This is a genomic window from Micromonospora sp. Llam0, from assembly GCF_003751085.1.
Lineage (GTDB): Bacteria > Actinomycetota > Actinomycetes > Mycobacteriales > Micromonosporaceae > Micromonospora_E.
Map to the genome: position 1 here is coordinate 2,119,792 of NZ_RJJY01000002.1, position 19,336 is coordinate 2,139,127.

Annotated in this window: 19 protein-coding genes and 3 tRNA genes; 16 read left to right on the top strand and 6 right to left on the bottom strand. The window is 72.0% G+C overall.

Annotated elements, in window-relative coordinates; all coding sequences use genetic code 11:
* The first annotated feature begins 8 nt into the window (after nt 1-8).
* Together EDC02_RS36940 and EDC02_RS36945 are read left to right on the top strand one after the other, a co-directional pair.
* Complete coding sequence (locus EDC02_RS36940) at nt 9-470, top strand: cupin domain-containing protein (RefSeq protein WP_123606724.1); 462 nt, start codon at nt 9-11, stop codon at nt 468-470.
* Nucleotides 467-1,381: an NADP-dependent oxidoreductase gene (locus EDC02_RS36945; protein WP_199758055.1), complete on the top strand. Its 915-nt coding sequence runs from the start codon at nt 467-469 to the stop codon at nt 1,379-1,381. Before EDC02_RS36940 ends, EDC02_RS36945 begins: the two co-directional genes overlap by 4 nt.
* A 133-nt stretch (nt 1,382-1,514) precedes the next feature.
* Here the strand turns inward: EDC02_RS36945 and EDC02_RS36950 are convergent, their stop codons facing one another.
* A complete protein-coding gene (locus tag EDC02_RS36950; protein WP_123607446.1) occupies nt 1,515-1,697 on the bottom strand; it encodes a DUF397 domain-containing protein in 183 nt (60 codons plus the stop codon).
* A complete protein-coding gene (locus tag EDC02_RS36955) occupies nt 1,697-2,461 on the bottom strand; it encodes a helix-turn-helix transcriptional regulator (RefSeq protein ID WP_123606725.1) in 765 nt (254 codons plus the stop codon). The genes EDC02_RS36950 and EDC02_RS36955 overlap by 1 nt, the downstream gene beginning before the upstream one ends.
* A gap of 245 nt (nt 2,462-2,706) precedes the next feature.
* Here EDC02_RS36955 and EDC02_RS36960 point away from each other — a divergent pair, with 245 nt between their 5' ends.
* A complete protein-coding gene (locus EDC02_RS36960; RefSeq protein WP_233606628.1) occupies nt 2,707-3,006 on the top strand; it encodes a hypothetical protein in 300 nt (99 codons plus the stop codon).
* A gap of 22 nt (nt 3,007-3,028) precedes the next feature.
* On the top strand, nt 3,029-3,298 hold the full coding sequence (locus EDC02_RS36965; RefSeq protein ID WP_123606726.1) for a hypothetical protein: 270 nt from the start codon (nt 3,029-3,031) through the stop codon (nt 3,296-3,298).
* An 84-nt stretch (nt 3,299-3,382) separates the two neighbouring features.
* Here EDC02_RS36965 and EDC02_RS36970 read toward each other — a convergent pair whose 3' ends face one another.
* The 4 genes from EDC02_RS36970 to EDC02_RS36985 all read right to left on the bottom strand — a co-directional run bounded on the left by EDC02_RS36970 (nt 3,383) and on the right by EDC02_RS36985 (nt 8,525).
* Nucleotides 3,383-4,618: a glycoside hydrolase family 1 protein gene (locus EDC02_RS36970; RefSeq protein ID WP_123606727.1), complete on the bottom strand. Its 1,236-nt coding sequence runs from the start codon at nt 4,616-4,618 to the stop codon at nt 3,383-3,385.
* A 96-nt stretch (nt 4,619-4,714) separates the two neighbouring features.
* Nucleotides 4,715-6,100: an NAD(P)/FAD-dependent oxidoreductase gene (locus EDC02_RS36975; RefSeq protein ID WP_123606728.1), complete on the bottom strand. Its 1,386-nt coding sequence runs from the start codon at nt 6,098-6,100 to the stop codon at nt 4,715-4,717.
* A gap of 107 nt (nt 6,101-6,207) precedes the next feature.
* The gene (locus tag EDC02_RS36980) at nt 6,208-7,524 is read right to left on the bottom strand and encodes a deoxyribodipyrimidine photo-lyase (RefSeq protein ID WP_123606729.1); all 1,317 of its coding nucleotides are present in this window, start codon (nt 7,522-7,524) and stop codon (nt 6,208-6,210) included.
* 8 nt (nt 7,525-7,532) lie between these two features.
* Complete coding sequence (locus EDC02_RS36985; RefSeq protein ID WP_123606730.1) at nt 7,533-8,525, bottom strand: phytoene/squalene synthase family protein; 993 nt, start codon at nt 8,523-8,525, stop codon at nt 7,533-7,535.
* Between the two features lie 65 nt (nt 8,526-8,590).
* On the opposite strand from EDC02_RS36985, the gene EDC02_RS36990 reads away from it, so the two are divergent.
* From EDC02_RS36990 to EDC02_RS37045, 12 genes are all read left to right on the top strand, one after another.
* Nucleotides 8,591-9,787: a polyprenyl synthetase family protein gene (locus tag EDC02_RS36990; RefSeq protein WP_123606731.1), complete on the top strand. Its 1,197-nt coding sequence runs from the start codon at nt 8,591-8,593 to the stop codon at nt 9,785-9,787.
* Nucleotides 9,788-9,820: 33 nt separating this feature from the next.
* Nucleotides 9,821-11,308: a phytoene desaturase family protein gene (gene crtI, locus EDC02_RS36995; protein WP_123606732.1), complete on the top strand. Its 1,488-nt coding sequence runs from the start codon at nt 9,821-9,823 to the stop codon at nt 11,306-11,308.
* A complete protein-coding gene (gene idi / locus EDC02_RS37000) occupies nt 11,305-11,889 on the top strand; it encodes an isopentenyl-diphosphate Delta-isomerase (protein WP_123606733.1) in 585 nt (194 codons plus the stop codon). The genes crtI and idi overlap by 4 nt, the downstream gene beginning before the upstream one ends.
* Nucleotides 11,879-12,898, top strand: a complete 1,020-nt coding sequence (locus tag EDC02_RS37005) for a MerR family transcriptional regulator (RefSeq protein ID WP_123606734.1) — start codon at nt 11,879-11,881, stop codon at nt 12,896-12,898. The genes idi and EDC02_RS37005 overlap by 11 nt, the downstream gene beginning before the upstream one ends.
* Nucleotides 12,899-13,053: 155 nt before the next feature.
* Nucleotides 13,054-13,956 carry a polysaccharide deacetylase family protein gene (locus tag EDC02_RS37010; RefSeq protein WP_123606735.1) on the top strand — a complete coding sequence of 301 codons (903 nt, stop codon included), beginning with the start codon at nt 13,054-13,056 and terminating at the stop codon, nt 13,954-13,956.
* Between the two features lie 124 nt (nt 13,957-14,080).
* Nucleotides 14,081-14,156: transfer RNA gene (locus EDC02_RS37015), tRNA-Glu, on the top strand.
* A 31-nt stretch (nt 14,157-14,187) separates the two neighbouring features.
* Nucleotides 14,188-14,261 (top strand) — tRNA-Asp (locus tag EDC02_RS37020).
* Between the two features lie 111 nt (nt 14,262-14,372).
* Nucleotides 14,373-14,446: transfer RNA gene (locus tag EDC02_RS37025), tRNA-Phe, on the top strand.
* Between the two features lie 242 nt (nt 14,447-14,688).
* Nucleotides 14,689-15,075 (top strand): hypothetical protein, encoded by a 387-nt coding sequence (locus EDC02_RS37030; protein WP_370461630.1) that lies wholly within the window; start codon nt 14,689-14,691, stop codon nt 15,073-15,075.
* A 9-nt stretch (nt 15,076-15,084) separates the two neighbouring features.
* Nucleotides 15,085-16,728, top strand: a complete 1,644-nt coding sequence (locus EDC02_RS37035; RefSeq protein ID WP_123607448.1) for a cation acetate symporter — start codon at nt 15,085-15,087, stop codon at nt 16,726-16,728.
* 101 nt (nt 16,729-16,829) lie between these two features.
* Nucleotides 16,830-17,600 (top strand): ABC transporter ATP-binding protein, encoded by a 771-nt coding sequence (locus EDC02_RS37040; RefSeq protein ID WP_123606737.1) that lies wholly within the window; start codon nt 16,830-16,832, stop codon nt 17,598-17,600.
* Nucleotides 17,591-19,324 (top strand): ABC transporter permease, encoded by a 1,734-nt coding sequence (locus EDC02_RS37045; protein WP_233606629.1) that lies wholly within the window; start codon nt 17,591-17,593, stop codon nt 19,322-19,324. The genes EDC02_RS37040 and EDC02_RS37045 overlap by 10 nt, the downstream gene beginning before the upstream one ends.
* The last annotated feature ends 12 nt before the right edge of the window (nt 19,325-19,336 follow it).

Below are 19,336 nucleotides of genomic sequence, written 5' to 3' on the forward strand. Positions count from 1 at the left end.
GAGAAGTCGTGGCGAAGGTAAACATCGTCCGTCCCGGCGAGGGCGAGATCCTCGGCAGCGGGGCACAGCAGATCCGCATCCTGGAGAACGGCGAGCACACCGACCACCGGCTGGGGTTCGCCGAGGTCACCATTGCGCCGGGCACCCCGAGCCCGTTGCAGCACCGCCACGCCCAGCACGACGAGGGCTTCTATGTGCTGGCGGGAACGTTCCGGTTCACCGTCGGCGAGGACCAGTACGACGCCGGACCGGGCACCTGGGTCATCGTGCCGACCGGAGCGCCGCACACGTTCGCCAACGTCGGCGACGAGAACGCGGTCATGCTGAACACGTTCACGCCGGATCTGTACGTGCAGTACTTCCGCGACTTCAAGGCCATGATCGATTCCGGGCAGCCGGTCAACGCCGAGACCATGAAACCGCTGTGGAAGAACTACGCCACCGAGATCTCGGACGAATACGCCTCGTGAAGCGCCTTCAGTACGACCGCTACGGCGGCCCGGAGGTGATGCGGCTCGCGGAGTTCGAGCCAGCGCGCCCGGGTCCGGATGAGGTTCTCGTCCGCGTCCGGGCGGCGGCTTCCAACGCGCTGGACTGGAAGATGCGCAACGGCGAGATGAAGCTGTTGACCGGTCGCTCGTTTCCCCGGGCGATGGGGCATGACTTCGCCGGGGTCGTCGAGGCGGTCGGCGCCGGCGTCACCCGCCTGAAGGTCGGCGACGCGGTACTCGGCGGGGCCCGGTTCCGGCAGGCGGGAGCGTTCGCCGAGATGGTGACGGTCCCGGAGAAGGCGGTCGTGCTCAAACCGGTGGACCTTTCGTACGAGCAGGCCGCCGTGCTGCCGACCGTGGGCCTGACCGCCTACCAGGCCGTCGCGGAGGTCCGTCCCGGGCAGGCGGTCTTCGTCAACGGCTGCCTGGGCGGGGTGGGTCGGTCCGCCGTCCAGTTCATCCGGGCGCGGGGAGCCTCAGCCGCCGGCAGCTGCCGCGACACCGCGACCGACGAGGCCCGCGAGCTGGGCGTCGACCCGGTCGTGGGTTTCGGCTTCGACCCGGCAGCCCTCGCGGAACGGTTCGATCTCGTCTTCGACACGCCCGGCATGCTTCCCTTCGCCGTGGCCCGATCGTTGCTGAAGCCCGGCGGAACCATCATCGACATCGTCCCGACCCCGGCCAAGATGATCAGAAGCGTGCTGCCCGGCCCGTTTCGAGTCATGACAGGCCGGCTGGTGACCGCCCATTTGGAGGAGGTGGCCCGGACCCATCGCCTGCCCATCGCCCGTACGGTCCCGTTGGCCGAGGCGATTCCCGCCCTGACCGAGCTGGAGCGCGACCAGCGCCCGAAGGGCGGCAAACTGGTCATCACCATGGCCGGAAGCTGAACCGGGACCAGCCGTACACCGGTCGTCGGATTGGTGGCGAGCTGCCGCAGCGTGAGCGTGAAGAAGCGCCGGCCCGCTCGCGGCAGGGCCGGCGCTTCGACGGTGTCTGGACGGAAGGGTCAGGCGCGGCTGGTCAGTGGTGCTTGGTCAGCTCGACGAAGGAGCGCCAGGCGGACGGGCCGAAGGCCAGGGTGCCGCCGTCGCGGTCCTTGGTGTCCCGGACCAGCACCCGGCCGGGCAGGTTGTCGGCCACCTCGACGCAGTTGCCGGATGAACCGTTCGACCGAGACGACTTCCGCCACGCTGGTTCATTGATCACTGGATCATCCTTAACATCAGGTCTCGGGTCTGGTCGGCGGACAGCGCCAACTCGTTGACTGCTTCCCAGACTAGTTCCAGTTCGAGTACGTCACCAGCGGTGGTGGCGACGCGTCCACGCAGCAGATCGTCCAGGTAACCGACCCGCCTCCCGTCGCTCATGGTGGCCAGCGCCAGCGGGCCACCGAGGCCAGCGTGGAGCCCGGCCGACTCGGGGACCGCCCGGATCCGGATGTTCGGCCGGTGCCCGAGGTCGACCAGGTGGGCAAGCTGATCCTTCATCACCTCGCGTGGACCACGACGCAACGCCGTCTCCTCGACCAGGACCACCATCTCCACCGGAGGATCGCGGTCCAGCACCGCGCGCTGCCGCGTCTGACGGGTCGCGATCACCTCCTCGAACCGGACCCGGTTGGACGGCACGGCAGCGAAGACCTGCCGCATGTACGCCTCGGTCTGCAGCAGCCCAGGGACCAGGGTCGGCTCCCAGGCCCGCAGCAACACCGCGCGTCGCTCGTGATCGACCCAGGAGCGCAGCCACGGCTGGCGGTCCTCTCTGCCCTCCCTGGACAGCTGCTGAAGCTGGTCACCGGAGTTCAGTAACTTGTCGAGATCCTTAGCGGTGTCCTCCTTGGGCACCAGCCGGCCGGTCTCGAAGCTGGCGATGAGCGACTTCGACACGCCTACCGCTTTGGCCAACTGAGTCTGGTTCATGCGCTGAGACAGTCGGAGCCGTCGAAGCTCCACAGGTAGTTCAGTCATGTTTATAACCTCCAATAACTCGGGCTCATCTTTACCTCTGTGACTTTCATATTGCCCTATGTTCGGGTGGGAGTCCAGGGTGGATTGGGACGGGAAAGCGACTCGATGAGTGAGGGGGTCGACGGTGGAGGTGGGCGCGCTTGTCGGGGCGGCGCTGCTCGGCTTCTGCGCCGGGCTGTGGTCGTTCAAAGTGAAATCCAGATGGTGCCCCAGCTGCGGGCGGGCGACCTGGCCGATGGAGCGCGGTGCCGACGGCGTCCAGCGGCCACGTGGCGATGGAAGGCCCGGTGGGTAGCCGGCTGCTGCCGACGCCGGAGCCGAATGCAGGGGACGTGCTGTTGATCGGCCAGGAAGCGAGCATGCAGTTCGCCGGCAACCGGAGAATCCGATTTCGTGTCATCTCGGTGGACCGGAAACCGACCTACGACGGTTGGATCTGGCTCACCGGCTACGTCATAGACGAACGCGGAGACGCCGCCGAGCGGCGGGAGATATTCGTGCAACGCGACGGACTCTACCGACTGGCCAAACGGCAGTCGACGTGACAATTGATCAAGGAGAGAAAAGATGATCACCGAGATGGTGCGTGACTGGTGGCTGCGCTGGCTCGACTGGCGCTCCGGCCGGTCCACGGCGTCCAAGCGTCTCGAATACCTGCGCCGCGAACGGCACGGACAACACCAACGCAGCCGTACGACGGCCCGGCACCGTCGACTCGACGGCAACCGGGGACGCCACTGGTCCTCGGAAGCGACCGTCCTGGTCCCGACGCTGCGTCCGCTGATGACCTACGGCCAGCAACTCGGCTACCGGCTGCCGCCGCACGGCACGAGCTGACCGGCGGCGTGCCGCCGGATGGCCAGCGCAGGGCCCGGACCGATCAGCGCAGGGCCCGGACCGATCAGCGCAGGGTGCGGATGATCAGGGCAGGGTGCGGCTGGTCGCGATGGCGGCGTACCGGGCGGTGCTCGGTTTCGGGGTCCGCGCGAACGTCTCCCGGTCGACGGTGTGCAGGCCGAAGTGGAAGCGATAGCCGGCGGCCCACTCGAAGTTGTCCAGCAGCGTCCAGTGGCAGTAGCCGAGCACCGGGACGCCGTCGTCGATCGCGTCGAGCAGGCCGGCCAGCGACGGTTCGATGAAGTCCGCCCGCAGGGCGTCGTCGTCGACACCGACGCCGTGCTCGGTCACGAAGACCGGCACCCCGCTGACCTGGTACGCGTACCGCACGGCACCGCCGAGTGACGTCGGGTCGATCGCCGAGCCCAACTGGTGCAGGGCGGCCCCGGGCGGCGGCGGCAACAGGCCGTTGGCGTCGTAGACGGCACTCTCGTAGTTCTGGATGCCGATGAAGTCGTCGTCGCTGGCCGGCCGCAGCCAGTGGTCGTACACCTCGGCGCGCTTGCGGTCGCGCAGCGTGACGTCGTCGCCGGCCACCCGGTCGTCGACGATGGCGATCGACAGCCCCACCGGCAGGTCGGGCCACCTGGCCTTGATCGCCGTACGGGCGGCGAGGTGACCGGCCGTCATGCCGTCGCGCATCGCGTCGAACTCCTCCGGCAGCATGATGTTGCTGACCCGGTAGCGGGGGACCCCGGCGGCGGCGCCGGCCGCCTCCAGCGTTACCCGCTCCAACTTCTGCACCGACTCCGGCACGTCCGCCCAGGACAGCAGCTGCGGCAGGTTCGGCTCGTTGAGGGTGACGGCCATGGTGATCCGGTCACCGAGGTGGCGCATCACCTGGTCGCAGTAGCGGGCGAACAGCTCGGGCGCGGCCGGGTCCAGCCAGCCGCCGCGCGCGGCGAACCAGTTAGGGCAGGTCATGTGGTTGAGCGTGACCACCGCGGCCAGGCCCCGCTGCGCGCAGCTGTCGACGATCGCCGCGTAGTGGTCCAACGCCTCGGTGGAGAAGCCGCCCTCCTCCGGCTCGACGCGGGACCACTCCACGGAGAACCGGAACGCGCCCAGCCCCATCGCCTGCACCAGGTCGAGGTCGTCGCGCCACAGCTCCCAGCTGTTGCAGGCCCGGCCGGACCGCTCGGCGAAGACCGTCGGCGCGACGTTCTCCAGGTGCCAGGTGTCGCTGCTGGTGTTGTCGCCCTCGGTCTGGTGGCCGGAGGTGGCGACGCCGAAAAGGAAGCCGTCCGGGAAGCGTCTCATGGATGAACATCATTCCGTGGCCGGCCCAAGATCACTTGATGAAAAACTGGGACGCCGCCGGCGTGTCGCCCGAATTTCCATCAAGTGATCATGAGGTCAGGGGAGCTGCTGTACGGCGGACTGGATGGCGCGGTGCACCGTCGGATACGCGTAGATCATGTGCCGCAGGCTGGTCAACGGCACCTCGCCGTGCACCGCCACGGCGAGTGCGCCGAGCACCTCGCCGCCGGTCGGTCCCGCCGACGTCGCCCCGACCAGCACCCCCCGGTCGGCGTCGGCGACCAGCTTGATGAAGCCGTCGTTACCCGGCCCGTGGATCCAGCCACGCGACGACTGCGCGACGTCGGTCACCGCCGTACGCACGTCGAAGCCCTGCTCGCGGGCCTGCTGTTCGGTCAGGCCGACCGCGCCGATCTCCGGGTCGGTGAAGGTGACCCGGGGCACCGCCCGGTACTCGGCGGCCGGGCCGCCCTGGTCGAGGATGTCGCGTACCGTCACGTCCGCCTGGTACATGGCCAGGTGGGTGAAGGCGCCGTGGCCGGCGACGTCACCGACCGCCCACAGCCCGTCGGTGACCGGCACCCGTTCGTCGGTGACCCGCATTCGCTCGTCGACCGGCAGGTGCCGGGCGGCCGGATCCAGCCCGACGGTGTCGATGCCGAGGCCGCCGAGGTCGCTGCGCCGGCCGGTGGCGACCAGCAGCCGCTGCCCGCTCTCCGGGCCACCCTGCGACAGGTGTACGGCGAACGTGTCGTCGCGGTGCTCGATCCACTCGGCGCGGCTGCCGAGCCGGAGCCGTACCCCGTCGTCGCCGAGGGCGCGGGCGGCCAGCGCCGACGACTCCGGCTCCTCCCGGGACAGCAGCCGCTCGCTGGGCTCGACGATGGTCACCCGTACGCCGAACCGGGCGAAGACCTGGGCCAGCTCCAACCCGATCGCGCCGCCGCCGAGCACGACCAGCGACTCGGGCAGGTCGGTGACCTCGATCGCCTCCTTGTTGGTCCAGTACGGCGTGCCGGCGAGGCCGTCGATCGGCGGTACCACCGGGACGGTGCCGGTGGCGAGCACCACGCCCCGGCGGGCGGCGAACTCCTGCCCGTCGACGCTCACCCGCCCGGGTCCGGTGAGCCGGGCGGTGCCGTGCAGCACGCGTACCCCTTTGCCGGTGAGCCGGTCGACGGCGGCCGTGTCGGACCAGTCGGCGGTGGCCTCGTCGCGGATCCGCCGGGCCACCGGCGTCCAGTCCGGACGGATGTCGGCGGTGCCGGCCAGGCCGTCGATCCGGCGGCCCTCGGCGAGCGCGTTCGCCGCCCGGATCATCATCTTGCTCGGTACGCAGCCCCAGTACGGGCATTCGCCGCCGACCAACCGGCGCTCCACACCGACCACGTCCAACCCGGCCTGGCTGAGCCGGCCGGCGACCTCCTCGCCGGCCACGCCCAACCCGACGACGACGACGTCCACCTGTTGCGGCTCACTCATCCGGCCAGCATGTCACCAGCGCCGGCGGCCCGCCGACCGGGCGGCCGGGGTCGGCGCTCCGACCCAGGCTCGGCGCTCCGGCAGCGGGTCACCGCTCCAACCCAGGCTCAGCGCTCCGACAGTGGCGGCGGGTAGTCCAGGCCGGCGCGGACGGCGAGCGGCAACCGCCACGGCTCGTGCACCGCCGCCCCGGCGACACCGGCCAGCTCCGGCACCCACCGCCGGACGTACTCCCCGGCCGGGTCGAATCGGTGCGCCTGACGCAGCGGGTTGAAACCCCGGTGCGGGCGGGTGTCGTTGCCGGTGCCGGCGACCCACTGCCAGTTGCCGGAGTTGTTCGGCAGGTCGCCGTCGAGCAGCCAGCGGCCGAACCAGCCGAGGCCGTCCCGCCAGTCCAGGCCGATCTCCTTGGTGAGGTACCCGGCGGTGATCAGCCGGGCGCGGTTGTGCATCCAGCCCTGCGCCCGCAGCTGCCGCATGCCGGCGTCGACGATCGGCACCCCGGTGTGCCCGGTCTGCCAGGCGTCGAGGGCGTCGGCGTCGTACCGCCACTGCTCGGCGGCCCCGCGCCGGTACGCGGTGGTCGCCAGGTCGGGGAAGGCGTTCGCGACCTGGTAGTGGAAGTCCCGCCAGCACAGTTGCCGGACGAACGGGCCGGCGCGGTCCCCGGCGGCGGTGGCGACCTCCAGCGGCGACAGGCAGCCGAACCGCAGGTAGGGGCTGAGCCGCGAGGTGGCGTCGCCGGCCAGGTCGTCGTGGTGGTCGCCGTACCGGTCGAGGCGGCTGTCGCCGTACCGGTCGACGTGGCCCAGCCAGTCGCGTAGCCGGCGCCGCCCGGCGGTCTCGCCCCCGGCGGCGGCCTGTGGCGACTCGCCGTCCGGCAGGGCCGGCAGCCGTCCGACGGCGGGGCCGTCGGGCAGCCGGATCCGCTCCGGGGCGGCGCATCCGGTACGCCAGCCGGCGCCGGCCCAGGCCCGGAAGTACGGCGTGAAGACCTTGTAGTGGTCGCCGTTGGTCGGGGTCAGCGCGCCGGGGTCGACGACGGTCAGCCCAGGGAAGGCGCGGTACGCGAGGCGGTGCCGGTCGCATTCGTCACGGAGCCGCCGCTGCCGGTGCCGGGCGTAGTGGCTGACGTCGGCGGAGACGGTGACGCCGTCGGCGTCGACCTCACGGGCGAGCCGGATCGTCTCGGTGACCGGGTCGCCCCGCCGGACCAGCAGGTCGCCGCCGAGCCCGCGCAGGGTCGCCCGCAGATCGGCGAGGCTATGGTGCAGGAACCGGTCGCGGTTGGCCGACCGGCCGGCCAACCGTGGGTCGAGGACGAACAGCGGCACCACCTGTTCGGCGGTGGCGCAGGCGGTGGCCAGCGCCGGCTGGTCGTGCACCCGCAGGTCGCGGGTGAACAGGACGACAGCGGTACGCACGACGGGCGCTACGGCGCGGTCGGCGCTGGCGTGGGGGTGGTCGGCGCTGGCGTGGGGGTGGCCGGCGGCTGCGTCGCCGTCGGCGGGGCGGTGACGTCGACCGGACCGGGCAGGGTGACCGGGGTGCCGGCCGGGGTGAGCAGGGACCGCAGCGCGGCGGCGGCCCGGCGGCGGTTCGGCACGGTGGCCCGGCGCCGGAACACGTCGTAGCCCTGCGCGGCGATCTCGTCGAGGATGCCGCCGTACAGCGCGTACGCGGTGCGGATGCAGGCCTGCGACGCGGGTTCGAGCAGGGTGACGCCAGGGGCGGCCGCCGCGTAGTGGCCCCGGGCCCGGCCGACCTCGTACCGGATCAGCTCGATGATCGGCGGGGTCGCCTGGCGGTGTCGGGCGGCGTCGACCAGGTCTGCGCGGGTCACCCCGAACCGGGCCAGGTCCTCGTCCGGCAGGTAGGTGCGGCCCCGGTCCAGGTCCTCGGCGACGTCCCGGATGAAGTTGGTGAGCTGGAAGGCGAAGCCGAGCTGTCGGGCCGGCTCCCGGGCGGCGGCCCGGTCGGTGCTGCCCAGGATCGGCAGCATCATGGTGCCGATCACCGCCGCCGAGCCCTCCATGTAGTCGAGCAGGTCGGGGTAGCGCGGGTACGAGGTGACCGTCAGGTCCATCGCCATGCTGCGCAGGAACGCGGTGAAGTCCGCCTTGTCCAGGTCGAACACCGCGATGGTGTGCAGCACGGCGGGCAGCAGCGGGTCGTCGACCGGGGCGCCGTGCAGCCCGGCGAGGAACCGTTGTCCCCACTGGTCGAGGGCGGCGGCCCGGTCGGCGGGCGGCAGCTGGTCGGTGCGGTCGACGATCTCATCCGCGTACCGGGTGAATCCGTATAAAGCATGAACATGCCGGCGTTTCCACTGCGGCAGCAGCCGGGTCGCGAGATAGTAGGTCCGCCCGTGCCGTCGGTGCAGGTCACGGCAGTTCGCGTAGGCAGCGGACAGATCGACGTTCACCGGGCCCCCTCGGCTATCGACGCAAGAATCGACGCAACTTCTGACCCTAGGGTACGCTCGTTCGCGTGGCCAATCACACAGTTGCCGGCACCGACCGCAGCGCGTCGGTCGACGAGCCGGCCAGCTCGGCCACCCCTGGGCCGCACCCGGCCCACCGACGTGACCTGCTGACCGCGGCCGTCGACGACACCCTGATCGATTTCCTCTCCGCCGAGATCGACGCGCTCGACCGGATCGATCCGGCGCTGCGCCCGTTCGCCCAGATCGCCCGGGACACCGTGCTCGCCGGCGGCAAACGGCTGCGGCCGGTCTTCGCCCACTGGGGCTGGCGCGGGGTGGTCGGCCCGGAAGCGCCGCTGGCTCCGGTGCTGCCGGCGCTGGCCGCGCTGGAACTGCTGCACGCGTTCGCGCTGGTGCACGACGACGTGATGGACGGCTCCGCGACCCGTCGCGGCCGCCCCACCGCCCACCGCCGGCTGGCCGGGCAGCACCGGGCGGCCGGCCGTGACGGTGACCCCGACCGGTTCGGCGACGGTGCCGCCGTGCTGGTCGGCGACCTCTGCCTGGTCTGGGCCGACCGGCTGCTCGGACAGGCCGGCGTGCCACCCCGCACCCTGCTGGACGTGCGGCGCCGCTACGACCAGATGCGGGTCGAGACGATCGCCGGGCAGTACCTGGACGTCCTCGGCGAGACCGAGGCCGACACCTGGTCGGTCGACCGGGCGCTGCGGGTGGCCCGGCACAAGACCGCCAGCTACACCGTGCTGCGGCCGCTGCACCTCGGTGCGGCCCTCGCCGGACCCGGCACCGATCCGGTGATCCACGAGGCCTACCGGCGTTACGGCACCAACGTCGGCGAGGCGTTCCAACTGCGCGACGACCTGCTCGGCGTCTTCGGTGACCCGGCCACCACCGGCAAACCTGCCGGCGACGACCTGCGGACCGGCAAGCCCACCGTGCTGCTGCTGATCGCCCGCGAGCTGGCCACCGACGCTCAACGCGCCGAACTCACCCGCCCGCCGTCCGGCGCTGGTTGGCAGTCCGACCGGGAGTCCGACCGGGAGTCCGACTGGGAGGTTGACCGGCGGGTGGACCGGTTGGTGGAGATCGTCGTCGAGACCGGCGCCGCCGACCAGGTGGAACAGCTGATCGAGCACCGGGTACGGGACGCGGTCGACGCACTGGCCGAGGCCCCGATCGACCCGGCCGCCCGTCGCGCGCTCACCGGCCTGGCGGTGACCGCCACCACTCGGCAGGCATGATGTGAGCATCTTTCGGAAGGAGGTGGTCGCGGCATGCGTACCGTGACCGGGGCGACCGAACGCGTCGTCGTGGTCGGTGCCGGGCTCGGCGGGCTGGCCTGTGCCCTGCATCTGGCCGGTGCCGGCCGGCAGGTGACCCTGCTGGAACGCGAGTCGGTGCCGGGTGGGCGGGCCGGGCGGCTGGCGCTCGACGGCTACGAGTTCGACACCGGGCCGACCGTGCTGACCATGCCCGAACTGATCGCCGAGGCGCTCGGCGCGGTCGGCGAGGAGCTCTCCGACTGGTTGGAGCTGATCCCGCTCGAACCGGCCTACCGGGCGTACTATCCGGACGGGTCCACTCTGGATGTCGTCACCGACACCGCCCGGATGGCGGCCGAGGTGGCCCGGGTCTGCGGCCCCCGCGAAGCCGACGGCTACCTGCGCTTCGTCGACTACGCGCGGCGGCTGTGGCAGCTGGAACGGACCGACTTCATCGACCGTAACCTGGACAGCCCGCCGGACCTGCTCACCGGCAACCTGCTGCGGCTGCTGGCCGCCGGGGCGTTCCGGCGCATGCAGACCAAGATCGAACAGTTCTTCACCGACCCCCGTACCCAGCGGATCTTCTCGTTCCAGGCGATGTACGCCGGGCTGGCGCCCCACGACGCGCTGGCCATCTACACCGTCATCGCCTACCTGGACTCGGTGGCCGGGGTGTCGTTCCCCCGGGGCGGCATGCACGCGGTGCCCCGGGCGCTGGCTGGCGCCGCCGAGAAGCACGGCGTACAGATCCGCTACGACACCACGGTGACCCGGGTGGAGACCGCCGGTGGTCGGGCGCGCGCGGTGCTCACCGCCGCCGGTGACCGGATTCCCGCCGACGTCGTGGTGCTCAACCCCGATCTGCCCGTCGCCTACGCCGAGCTGCTGCCGCCGGCCCGTCGCCGCCGGCTGCGCTACTCGCCGTCCTGCGTGGTGCTGCACCTCGGCGCCCGGCAGGGCTACCAGCAGATCGCCCACCACAACATCCACTTCGGCCGGCTGTGGAAGGGCACCTTCGACGAGGTCATCCGCCGGGGCGAACTGATGAGCGACCCGTCGCTGCTGGTCACCAACCCCAGCCGGACCGACCCGTCGGTGGCCCCGCCCGGCGGGCACACCTACTACGTCCTCGCTCCGGTGCCCAACCTGGACAGCGGCCGGCTGGACTGGCGCGGCGACCTGCCGCAGCGGTACGCCGACGAGCTGATCGCCACCCTGTCCGAGCGCGGCTACCGGGGCCTGGCCGACGGAATCGAGGTCCGCGAAATGATCACCCCGGCCGACTGGGCCGACGCCGGAATGGCCGCCGGGACACCGTTCGCCGCCGCGCACACCCTGTTCCAGACCGGCCCGTTCCGACCCGGCAACCTGCATCCCACCCTGGAGAACGTGGTCTTCGTCGGCTCCGGCACCCAGCCGGGGGTCGGCGTGCCGATGGTGCTGATCTCCGGCAAGTTGGCCGCCAGTCGGATCACCGGTGCGGGGGGTGCCCGATGACCGGCACGTCGCGAGAAAGCCACCTGGTCGAGTTGGTCGACCCGGCCGGGCGACCGGTCGGATCGGCCACCGTCGCCGCCGCCCACCAGCCGCCGGGCCAGCTGCACCGGGCCTTCTCGGTGATCCTGGTCGACCCGGCCGGCCAACTGCTGCTGCAACAGCGGGCCGCGGTGAAGACCCGGTTCCCGCTGCGCTGGGCGAACACCTGCTGCGGCCATCCGCTGCCCGGCGAATCGGTGACCGAGGCGGCCAACCGCCGGCTCGGCGAGGAGGTGGGCGTCGCGCCGGTGCGGTTGACCGAGCTCGGCGTGCACACCTACCAGGCCACCGACCCGGTCACCGGCCGCACCGAGTACGAGTACGACCACGTACTGCTGGGGGAGCTTGACCCGGCCACCCCGCTGCGGCCCGATCCGGCGGAGATCGCGCAGCTGCGCTGGATGCCGCCGGACGAACTGCGGGCCGGCCTGACCGACGACCCGCACGCCTACGCCCCGTGGCTGGCCGGCGTGGTCGACCAGTTGTTCGCGCCGGGCCGGCGGGACCACGGCGCGGCTGCGGAGCGGCCAGGTGAGCGATGACGCGCTGAGCGCGGGTAGCGTGGCACGCCGGCTCGGCGTGGCGGTGACCACGCTGCGCACCTGGCACCAGCGGTACGGGCTCGGCCCGACCCGGCACGTCAAGGGGCACCATCGCCGGTACAGCCGGGAGGATCTGGCCCGGCTGGAGGTGATGCGCCGGCTCACCGCCGAAGGCGTGTCCCCGGCCGAGGCGGCGCGGTGGGCACGCGGCAACGCGGCTCCACCCGGCCCTGCCGTGGGCCGCACGGCCCGGCCACCCGGCCCTGCGCCGGGCCGGGCCGGCGGCGGGCACACCATCGCGGTCGGCACCGCCGGCCCGGCCGCCCGTGGCCTGGCCCGGGCCGCCGTACGCCTGGACGACCTGGCCATGCGGGAGATCATCGAGCGTGGGCTGCGTACCGACGGGGTGATCGCCACCTGGGACCGGGTGGTCCGCCCCGTGCTGGCCGGCGTCGGTGACCGGTACGCGGCCACCGCCGGCTTCATCGAGGTGGAGCATCTGCTGTCCCGGTGCGTCTCCGCCGCGTTCGCCTCGGTGACCGGGCCGGCCCCGGCGGCCCTGCCGGATGATCCGTCGGACCGCCCGGTCCCCGCTGCGACCGCCGCCGGCCGGGTCCGCGACGGCGGCGGCCCCGGAGCGCTGCTCGCCTGCACCGACGAGGAGCAGCACACCCTGCCGTTGGAGGCGCTGGCCGCCGCACTCGTCGAGGTCGGCGTGGTCGCCCGGTTGCTCGGTGCCCGGGTGCCGGCGACCGCGCTGGTCGCCGCGGTCGACCGGACGGGTCCGGCCGTCGTGGTGCTCTGGTCGCACACCCCGGCGACCGCGGATCTCGGGCAGCTGCGCGCGGCCCGATCCGGACGGCACCGTCCGGTGCTGGTCGTCGCGGTCGGGCCGGGCTGGCCGGTCACCGAGCTGCCGGACGGGGTACGGCACTGCGCCGACCTGACCGACGCGGTCACGCTCTGCCAGTCCGCCGACCGGGCCGTCGGTCAGCAGCACGTCCCGTAGCTGTTGCCGGTACGTCCTGTAGCTGTTCCTGGTACGGCCCGTCACCGCCGGCGGTCGGCAGTCCTGGTGTCCGATGTGCGGGGTCGAGTTGTGCGGATTGATCGACTAACGTGTGCTTCGCTCGATCTCCGTCCACCCCCTCGCCCGGAGTCGACATGTCGAAACGCACCGTGTCGAAACGTGCCATGGTAGCGGCAGGCCTGGCGGTGTTCGCGCTGCTGGTCGGCAGCGAAAGCATCGCCGCGCTGCGTGGTGCCCGGCAGGCGCCGGCGCAGGTGCCGGCCACCGCCGCTCTCGGTCCCGCGCCGGACCGCCCGGCTCCCACCCCCGAGCCGGTGCCCTCACCCGGCCCCCGCGACCCGGTGCCGGCGCCGACGGACGACCCCGCCGACCAGCGACCCTCGGCCACCGCGACCGGCGGTACGCCTGGGGCGTCCGCCCGGCCCGCCGTCGACGAGAGCCTGTTGCAACGCCGTACCGGTGGTCGTCAGGTGGCGCTGACCTTCGACGACGGGCCGCACCCGAAGTGGACACCGCTGGTCCTCGACGAGCTGCGGGCGGCCGGGGCGCGGGCCACGTTCTGCGTCGTCGGCGCCCAGGTGCGGCGGTACCCGGCGCTGGTCGCCAGAATGGTCCGGGAGGGGCACACCCTGTGCAACCACACCTGGAGCCACGAGCTCGACCTCGGCTCGCAGTCGCCGGACGAGATCCGGGCCAACCTGCTGCGGACCAACAAGGAGATCCACAAGGTGGTGCCCGGCGTGCCGATCGAGCTCTTCCGGCACCCCGGCGGCCTGTGGACGCCGAAGGTGGTCACCGTGGTCGAGGAGCTGGGGATGGTCCCGCTGGACTGGGACGTCGACCCGCAGGACTGGCGCAAGCCCACCAAGGAGAAGCTGGTGTCGCAGGTCACCGCCGAGGTTCGGCTCGGGTCGATCATCCTGCTGCACGACGGTGGTGGCGACCGGTCGGCCACCGTCGCCGCGCTCCCGGCCGTGGTCCACGAGCTGAGGCAGCGGTACGGCATCACGCTGCTCGGTGCTAGCCTTTCCCCTTGATCCGTCCGGTTCGCCGATCTGGTTTGGTCCGGGGCATACTCGTCACGTATGCTTTCGCAAGCTTCCGGCGGGGCCGGATGGGAGCACTACCGTCGGAGTCGTGATGTGCGATGATGACGGGGCCGCCCTCATCGTCTAGCGGCCCAGGACGCCGCCCTTTCAAGGCGGTAGCACGGGTTCGAATCCCGTTGGGGGCACCACCGGCCGACCGACCGGCCGGAGCAACACCGAGGTCCTGTGGAGCAGTCGGAGTGCTCGCCGCCCTGTCAAGGCGGAGGTCGCGGGTTCAAGTCCCGTCAGGACCGCGCAACGCCGATCGCCGTGCGTTTTCTACGCGCGGCGTTGCGTGTTCCGGGGCCCATGGCAACCGGTTCGGCTGCTCAGCTCGCCGGACGGGTATCATGACCCCAGTACCCGGCCAGGTAGCTCAGTTGGTACGAGCGTCCGACTGAAAATCGGAAGGTCGGCGGTTCGACCCCGCCCCTGGCCACAAAGCCTCTCGCCGGGCTTCAGCAGCGCCCAATCGCCTCCTGCGGTTGGGCGCTTCGCTGTCGGGGCGGTCGCGCTCAGCGGAGATCCCATGATCCACTGCGCTCCATCGACTCGACGCGCTGACCACATGTCGGACGACGCGCAACGGATCACGTCCACGCCGGTGCTCGCTCTTGACATTCCGCGACGGGCCGTGAGACTGCCGGCATGGCCGAACACGACGGCACCGGGCCCGCCGCGGTGCCCGCGCCCGCCGACCCGCCGCCCCGGCGGGTGCGGATCGTGCTGGGCGAGGTCGGCCGCCGCGGGGACGCCGACCGGCTGCGTACCGACCTGGCCGAGCAGACCCAGGTCGGCGAGGCGCTGGTCCGCGGCCTGGTCAGGGCGCAGCTGGCGCTGGCGATGCGGCTGGCGGTGGTGGTCGCGGTCGGCCTCGGGTCGCTGCCGATGCTGTTCGCGATCGCCCCCGGCGTCGCCGAGATCAAGATCGTCGGCATCAACCTGCCGTGGGTGCTGCTCGGGGTGGCCGCGTTCCCGTTCCTGGTGGCGGTCGGCCTGACCTACGTCCACCTCGCCGAACGCAACGAACAGGACTTCGTCGCACTGGTCCGCCGGCCGGAACGCTGAGCGGTGCCGATGACCAACCCGTACGTGATCCCTGCGCTGGTCGTGGTCACCCTGGTGACCGTCGCGATCGGCTTCTACGGCCTGAAGCTGGCCCGGACCACGTCCGACTTCCTGGTCGCCTCCCGTACCGTCAGCCCGTCCTGGAACGCGGCGGCGATCAGCGGCGAGTACCTGTCTGCCGCGTCGTTCCTCGGCATCGCCGGCCTGATCCTCAAGTACGGCGTCGACGTGCTCTGGTACCCGGTCGGCTTCGCCGCCGGCTACCTGGCCCTGCTGCTGTTCGTCGCGGCCCCACTGCGCCGGTCCGGGGCGTTCACCCTGCCGGACTTCTGCGAGATCCGGCTCAGCTCCCGGCGGCTGCGCCGGCTGGCCACCGTCTTCGTGATCTTCATCGGCTGGTTCTACCTGCTGCCCCAGCTGCAGGGCGCCGGGCTGACCCTGGCCACGGTCACCGGCGCCCCGTACCCGCTCGGGGCGCTGCTGGTCGGCGGGGTGGTCACCGCCAACGTCGCGCTCGGCGGCATGCGGGCGGTCACCTTCGTGCAGGCGTTCCAGTACTGGCTCAAGTTGACCGCGCTCGCCGTACCGGCGGTCTTCCTGGCCATGCAGTGGCAGTCCGACGGACGGCCGCCGGTCAGCCCACCGGACGGGCTGACCTTCACCCAGGCGACCACCGTGGTGGTCGAACGGTCCGCGACGCTCAACTACGCCGACGGGCGGACCGAGCAGGTGACCCCGGGCACCGAGCTGACCTTCGCCGAAGGGGACCGGGTCCCCGAGGTGTCCGGGGCCGAAGCCGACCGGGGAGCCGCCTGGCTGCTGCCCGGTGACCCGGACCGGGGCGACCAGGGGCTGTTCGCCACCTATTCGCTGATCCTGGCGACCTTCCTCGGCACGATGGGGCTGCCGCACGTACTCGTGCGGTTCTACACCAACCCCGACGGCGCCGCCGCCCGCCGGACCACCCTGGTGGTGCTCGCCCTGGTCGGCCTGTTCTACCTCTTCCCCACCCTGTACGGGGTGCTCGGCCGGGTGTACACACCGCAGCTGCTGATGACCGGCCGCTCCGACGCGGTCGTGGTGCTGCTGCCGGAGGCGGCGCTCGGCGGCGGACTGCTCGGTCAACTGCTCGCCGCGCTGGTCGCCGCCGGGGCGTTCGCAGCCTTCCTGTCCACCTCGTCCGGGTTGCTGACCAGCGTCGCCGGGGCGGTCTCGACCGATGTGCTGCGGCGCAACTCGGTACGCGGGTTCCGGCTGGCGACCCTGGTCGCCGGAGCGGTGCCGATGGTCCTCGCGCTGAACGTCTCCGGCCTGGACGTCTCGCAGGTCGTCGGGCTGGCGTTCGCGGTCGCCGCGTCGAGCTTCTGCCCGCTGCTGGTGCTCGGCATCTGGTGGCGTGGCCTGACCGACGCCGGTGCCGCCGCCGGCATCGTCACCGGTGGCGGCGCCGCCGTCGGCGCGGTGCTGTGGACCGTGCTGGGTCCGCCACTGACCGGCTGGCCGGCGGTCCTGGTCGCCCAGCCGGCGGCCTGGACGGTGCCGCTGGCGTTCGCGGTGATGATGCTGGTGTCGGTGGTCACCCGGCGGCGGCTGCCGGGTCAGGTGAACGCCCTCATGCTGCGACTGCACGCGCCGGAGAGCCTGCGCCCGTGACATCCTGGGGCGGCGTCGGTGCAGCCGTCGTGCCCGGGTATGAGAGCCGGATCCTCCCTCAGCGGGAGCGTATCCGGGGTGCCGCTGGTTACCGTCGGACCATGACAGATGCTGCCCAGCCCGGCGGGCAGGCGCTCGTCCTGCGCGGCCTGGCCAAACGGTTCGACGACAAGGTCGCGGTCGCCGGGGTCGAGCTGGACGTCCCGGTCGGCTCCTTCTACGGTCTGCTCGGCCCGAACGGTGCCGGCAAGACCACCACGTTGTCGATGGCGGTCGGGCTGCTGCGGCCGGACGCCGGCCACGCCCACGTCCTCGGCCACGACGTCTGGGCCGACCCGGTGCAGGCGAAGCAACTGCTCGGCGTACTGCCGGACGGGGTGCGGCTGTTCGACCGGCTCACCGGTGCCGAACTGCTCGCGTACCACGGTCTGCTGCGCGGCATGGACCCGGCGGTGGTCGACCAGCGGGCCGGCGAACTGCTCGACGTGCTGGCGCTCGACGACGCCGGACGCACCCTGGTGGTCGACTATTCGGCGGGCATGAAGAAGAAGATCGGGCTGGCCTGTGCGTTGCTGCACGGACCCCGGCTGCTGGTGCTCGACGAGCCGTTCGAGGCGGTCGACCCGGTCTCCGCCGCGCTGATCCGCGACATCCTGCAGCGGTACGTCGCCGGCGGCGGCACGGTGATCTTCTCCAGCCATGTGATGGCCGTGGTCGAGCGGCTCTGCAGCCACGTGGCGATCCTCGCCGACGGAGTCATCAAAAAGGTCGGCACGTTGGACGAGGTACGGGCCGGGCGGTCGCTGGAAGAGGTCTTCGTCGACGTCGTCGGTGGTCGCACGGCCACCGGCGAGGAACTGGCATGGCTGTGACCGGGCCGGGAACCGGTGTGGCGGTGACCGGACCGACCGCCGGCGTGCCCGCCGTCGCCGACCGGCGCCCGGTACGGGCCCGTCACTTCGTCCGCCTCAAGCTACGGGTGATGGGCAACAACCTGCGGGGCCAGGGCTGGCGGATCGCGCTGTTCATCGGCGGGATCATCGCCGGGCTGTGGTTCGCCGGCAACGGCTTCCTGATCCTCGCCGCGCCGGGGTTCGTCGACAGCGAACAGGGCATGCTGCTGGCCGCCGGGTTCGGCGGGACCCTGCTGGTGCTCGGCTGGCTGCTGCTGCCACTGGCCTTCTTCGGGGTGGACGAGACGCTCGACCCGGCCCGGTTCGCGCTGCTGCCGCTGCGCCGACGGACCATGGTCACCGGGCTGCTGGTCACCGGACTGATCGGCGTGCCGTCGATCGCCAGCGGTCTGGCCACCCTGGGTCTGGTGCTCAGCGCGGCGCTGCTCGGCGGCCCGCTGGCCGGCGCGGTCCAACTGGTCGGGGTCGCCGCCGGCCTGCTGCTCTGCGTCCTGGGCAGCCGGGCGATCACCAGCGCGTTCGCCGGCATGCTGCGGTCACGCCGGGTGCGTGACCTGGCCGCCGTACTGCTCGCCGTGCTGGCTGCCCTGCTCGGTCCGCTGCAACTGCTGGTCATCGGCGGGCTGGGCAGCGCCGACTGGGACCGGCTGGCTGAGGTGGCGGGGATTCTCGGCTGGACCCCGCTGGCCGCCCCGTACACGATGGGTTTCGACGTGGTCGACGGCCGGCTCTGGGCGGTTCCGGTGAAGCTGGCGGTCACCGCCGCCACGCTGGCCGGCCTGTACCGGTGGTGGTCGAGGTCGCTGGAGTCGGCGATGGTCGGCACCGCGAGCGGCGGCCCGGCCAGGGCGGTGGCCGCTGCGTCCGGTACCCCGGTGAGCCAGCTGTTTCCCCGGCTGCTCGCCCGGACCCCCCGCGACCGGTACGGCGCGCTGGTCGCCCGGGAGGTGCGCTACTGGTGGCGGGACATGCGGCGGCGGGCCAACCTGATCACCGTCGCCGTGGTCGGGGTGTTCATCCCGGCGCTGATCAACGTCGGCGGTTTCAGCGCCTTCACCTACGACCCGGACGGTTCGCTGGACGTCGGACTGACCGCGTCGGCGACCAGCGTCAGCATCTCGATGCTCTTCGTCGGGGCGCTCGCCGCCGTGACCCTGGCCAACCAGTTCGGATTCGACGGCAGCGCGTACGCGGCGAACGTGATCGCCGGCGTGCCGGGCCGGCTGGAGCTACGTGCCCGGGTGGTCGGGTTCTCGGTGTACATCGTGCCGCTGCTGGTGGTGATCTCGGCCGGTCTCGGGTTGTTCCTGCGGGAACCGGGCTGGATCCCGGTCGCCGCCGGGACGCTGTTCGCCGCCTACGGTGCCGGGTTGGCGGTCAACCTGATCGTCTCGGTGGTCGGTGCCTACTCGCTGCCGGAGACGTCGAACCCGTTCGCGCTGAACAGCGGTGCCGGCGTGGCGAAGAGCCTGCTGGCGTTGGTGGCGATGGTCGCGTCGGCGGCGGCTGCGGTGCCGATCGTGCTGGCCACCGCGCTGCTCGGCGAAGTCTGGTACTGGCTGGCCCTGCCGGTCGGCGTCGGGTACGGCCTGGGCGCGGTGGTCCTCGGCCTGTACATCACCGGTGACCTGCTGGACCGACGGATGCCGGAGCTACTCGCCACGGTGACGCCGCGCCGGTGACTCCCGACTGGG

Bases quoted from the DNA above. Each gene is read 5' to 3' on its own strand.
- EDC02_RS37045 (WP_233606629.1), top strand. From the start codon at position 17,591: ATGGCTGTGACCGGGCCGGGAACCGGTGTGGCGGTGACCGGACCGACC.
- EDC02_RS36955 (WP_123606725.1), bottom strand. From the start codon at position 2,461: ATGACTGAACTACCTGTGGAGCTTCGACGGCTCCGACTGTCTCAGCGC.
- EDC02_RS37040 (WP_123606737.1), top strand. From the start codon at position 16,830: ATGACAGATGCTGCCCAGCCCGGCGGGCAGGCGCTCGTCCTGCGCGGC.
- idi (WP_123606733.1), top strand. From the start codon at position 11,305: ATGACCGGCACGTCGCGAGAAAGCCACCTGGTCGAGTTGGTCGACCCG.
- EDC02_RS37035 (WP_123607448.1), top strand. From the start codon at position 15,085: ATGACCAACCCGTACGTGATCCCTGCGCTGGTCGTGGTCACCCTGGTG.
- EDC02_RS36965 (WP_123606726.1), top strand. From the start codon at position 3,029: ATGATCACCGAGATGGTGCGTGACTGGTGGCTGCGCTGGCTCGACTGG.
- EDC02_RS36975 (WP_123606728.1), bottom strand. From the start codon at position 6,100: ATGAGTGAGCCGCAACAGGTGGACGTCGTCGTCGTCGGGTTGGGCGTG.
- EDC02_RS36970 (WP_123606727.1), bottom strand. From the start codon at position 4,618: ATGAGACGCTTCCCGGACGGCTTCCTTTTCGGCGTCGCCACCTCCGGC.
- EDC02_RS37010 (WP_123606735.1), top strand. From the start codon at position 13,054: ATGTCGAAACGCACCGTGTCGAAACGTGCCATGGTAGCGGCAGGCCTG.
- crtI (WP_123606732.1), top strand. From the start codon at position 9,821: ATGCGTACCGTGACCGGGGCGACCGAACGCGTCGTCGTGGTCGGTGCC.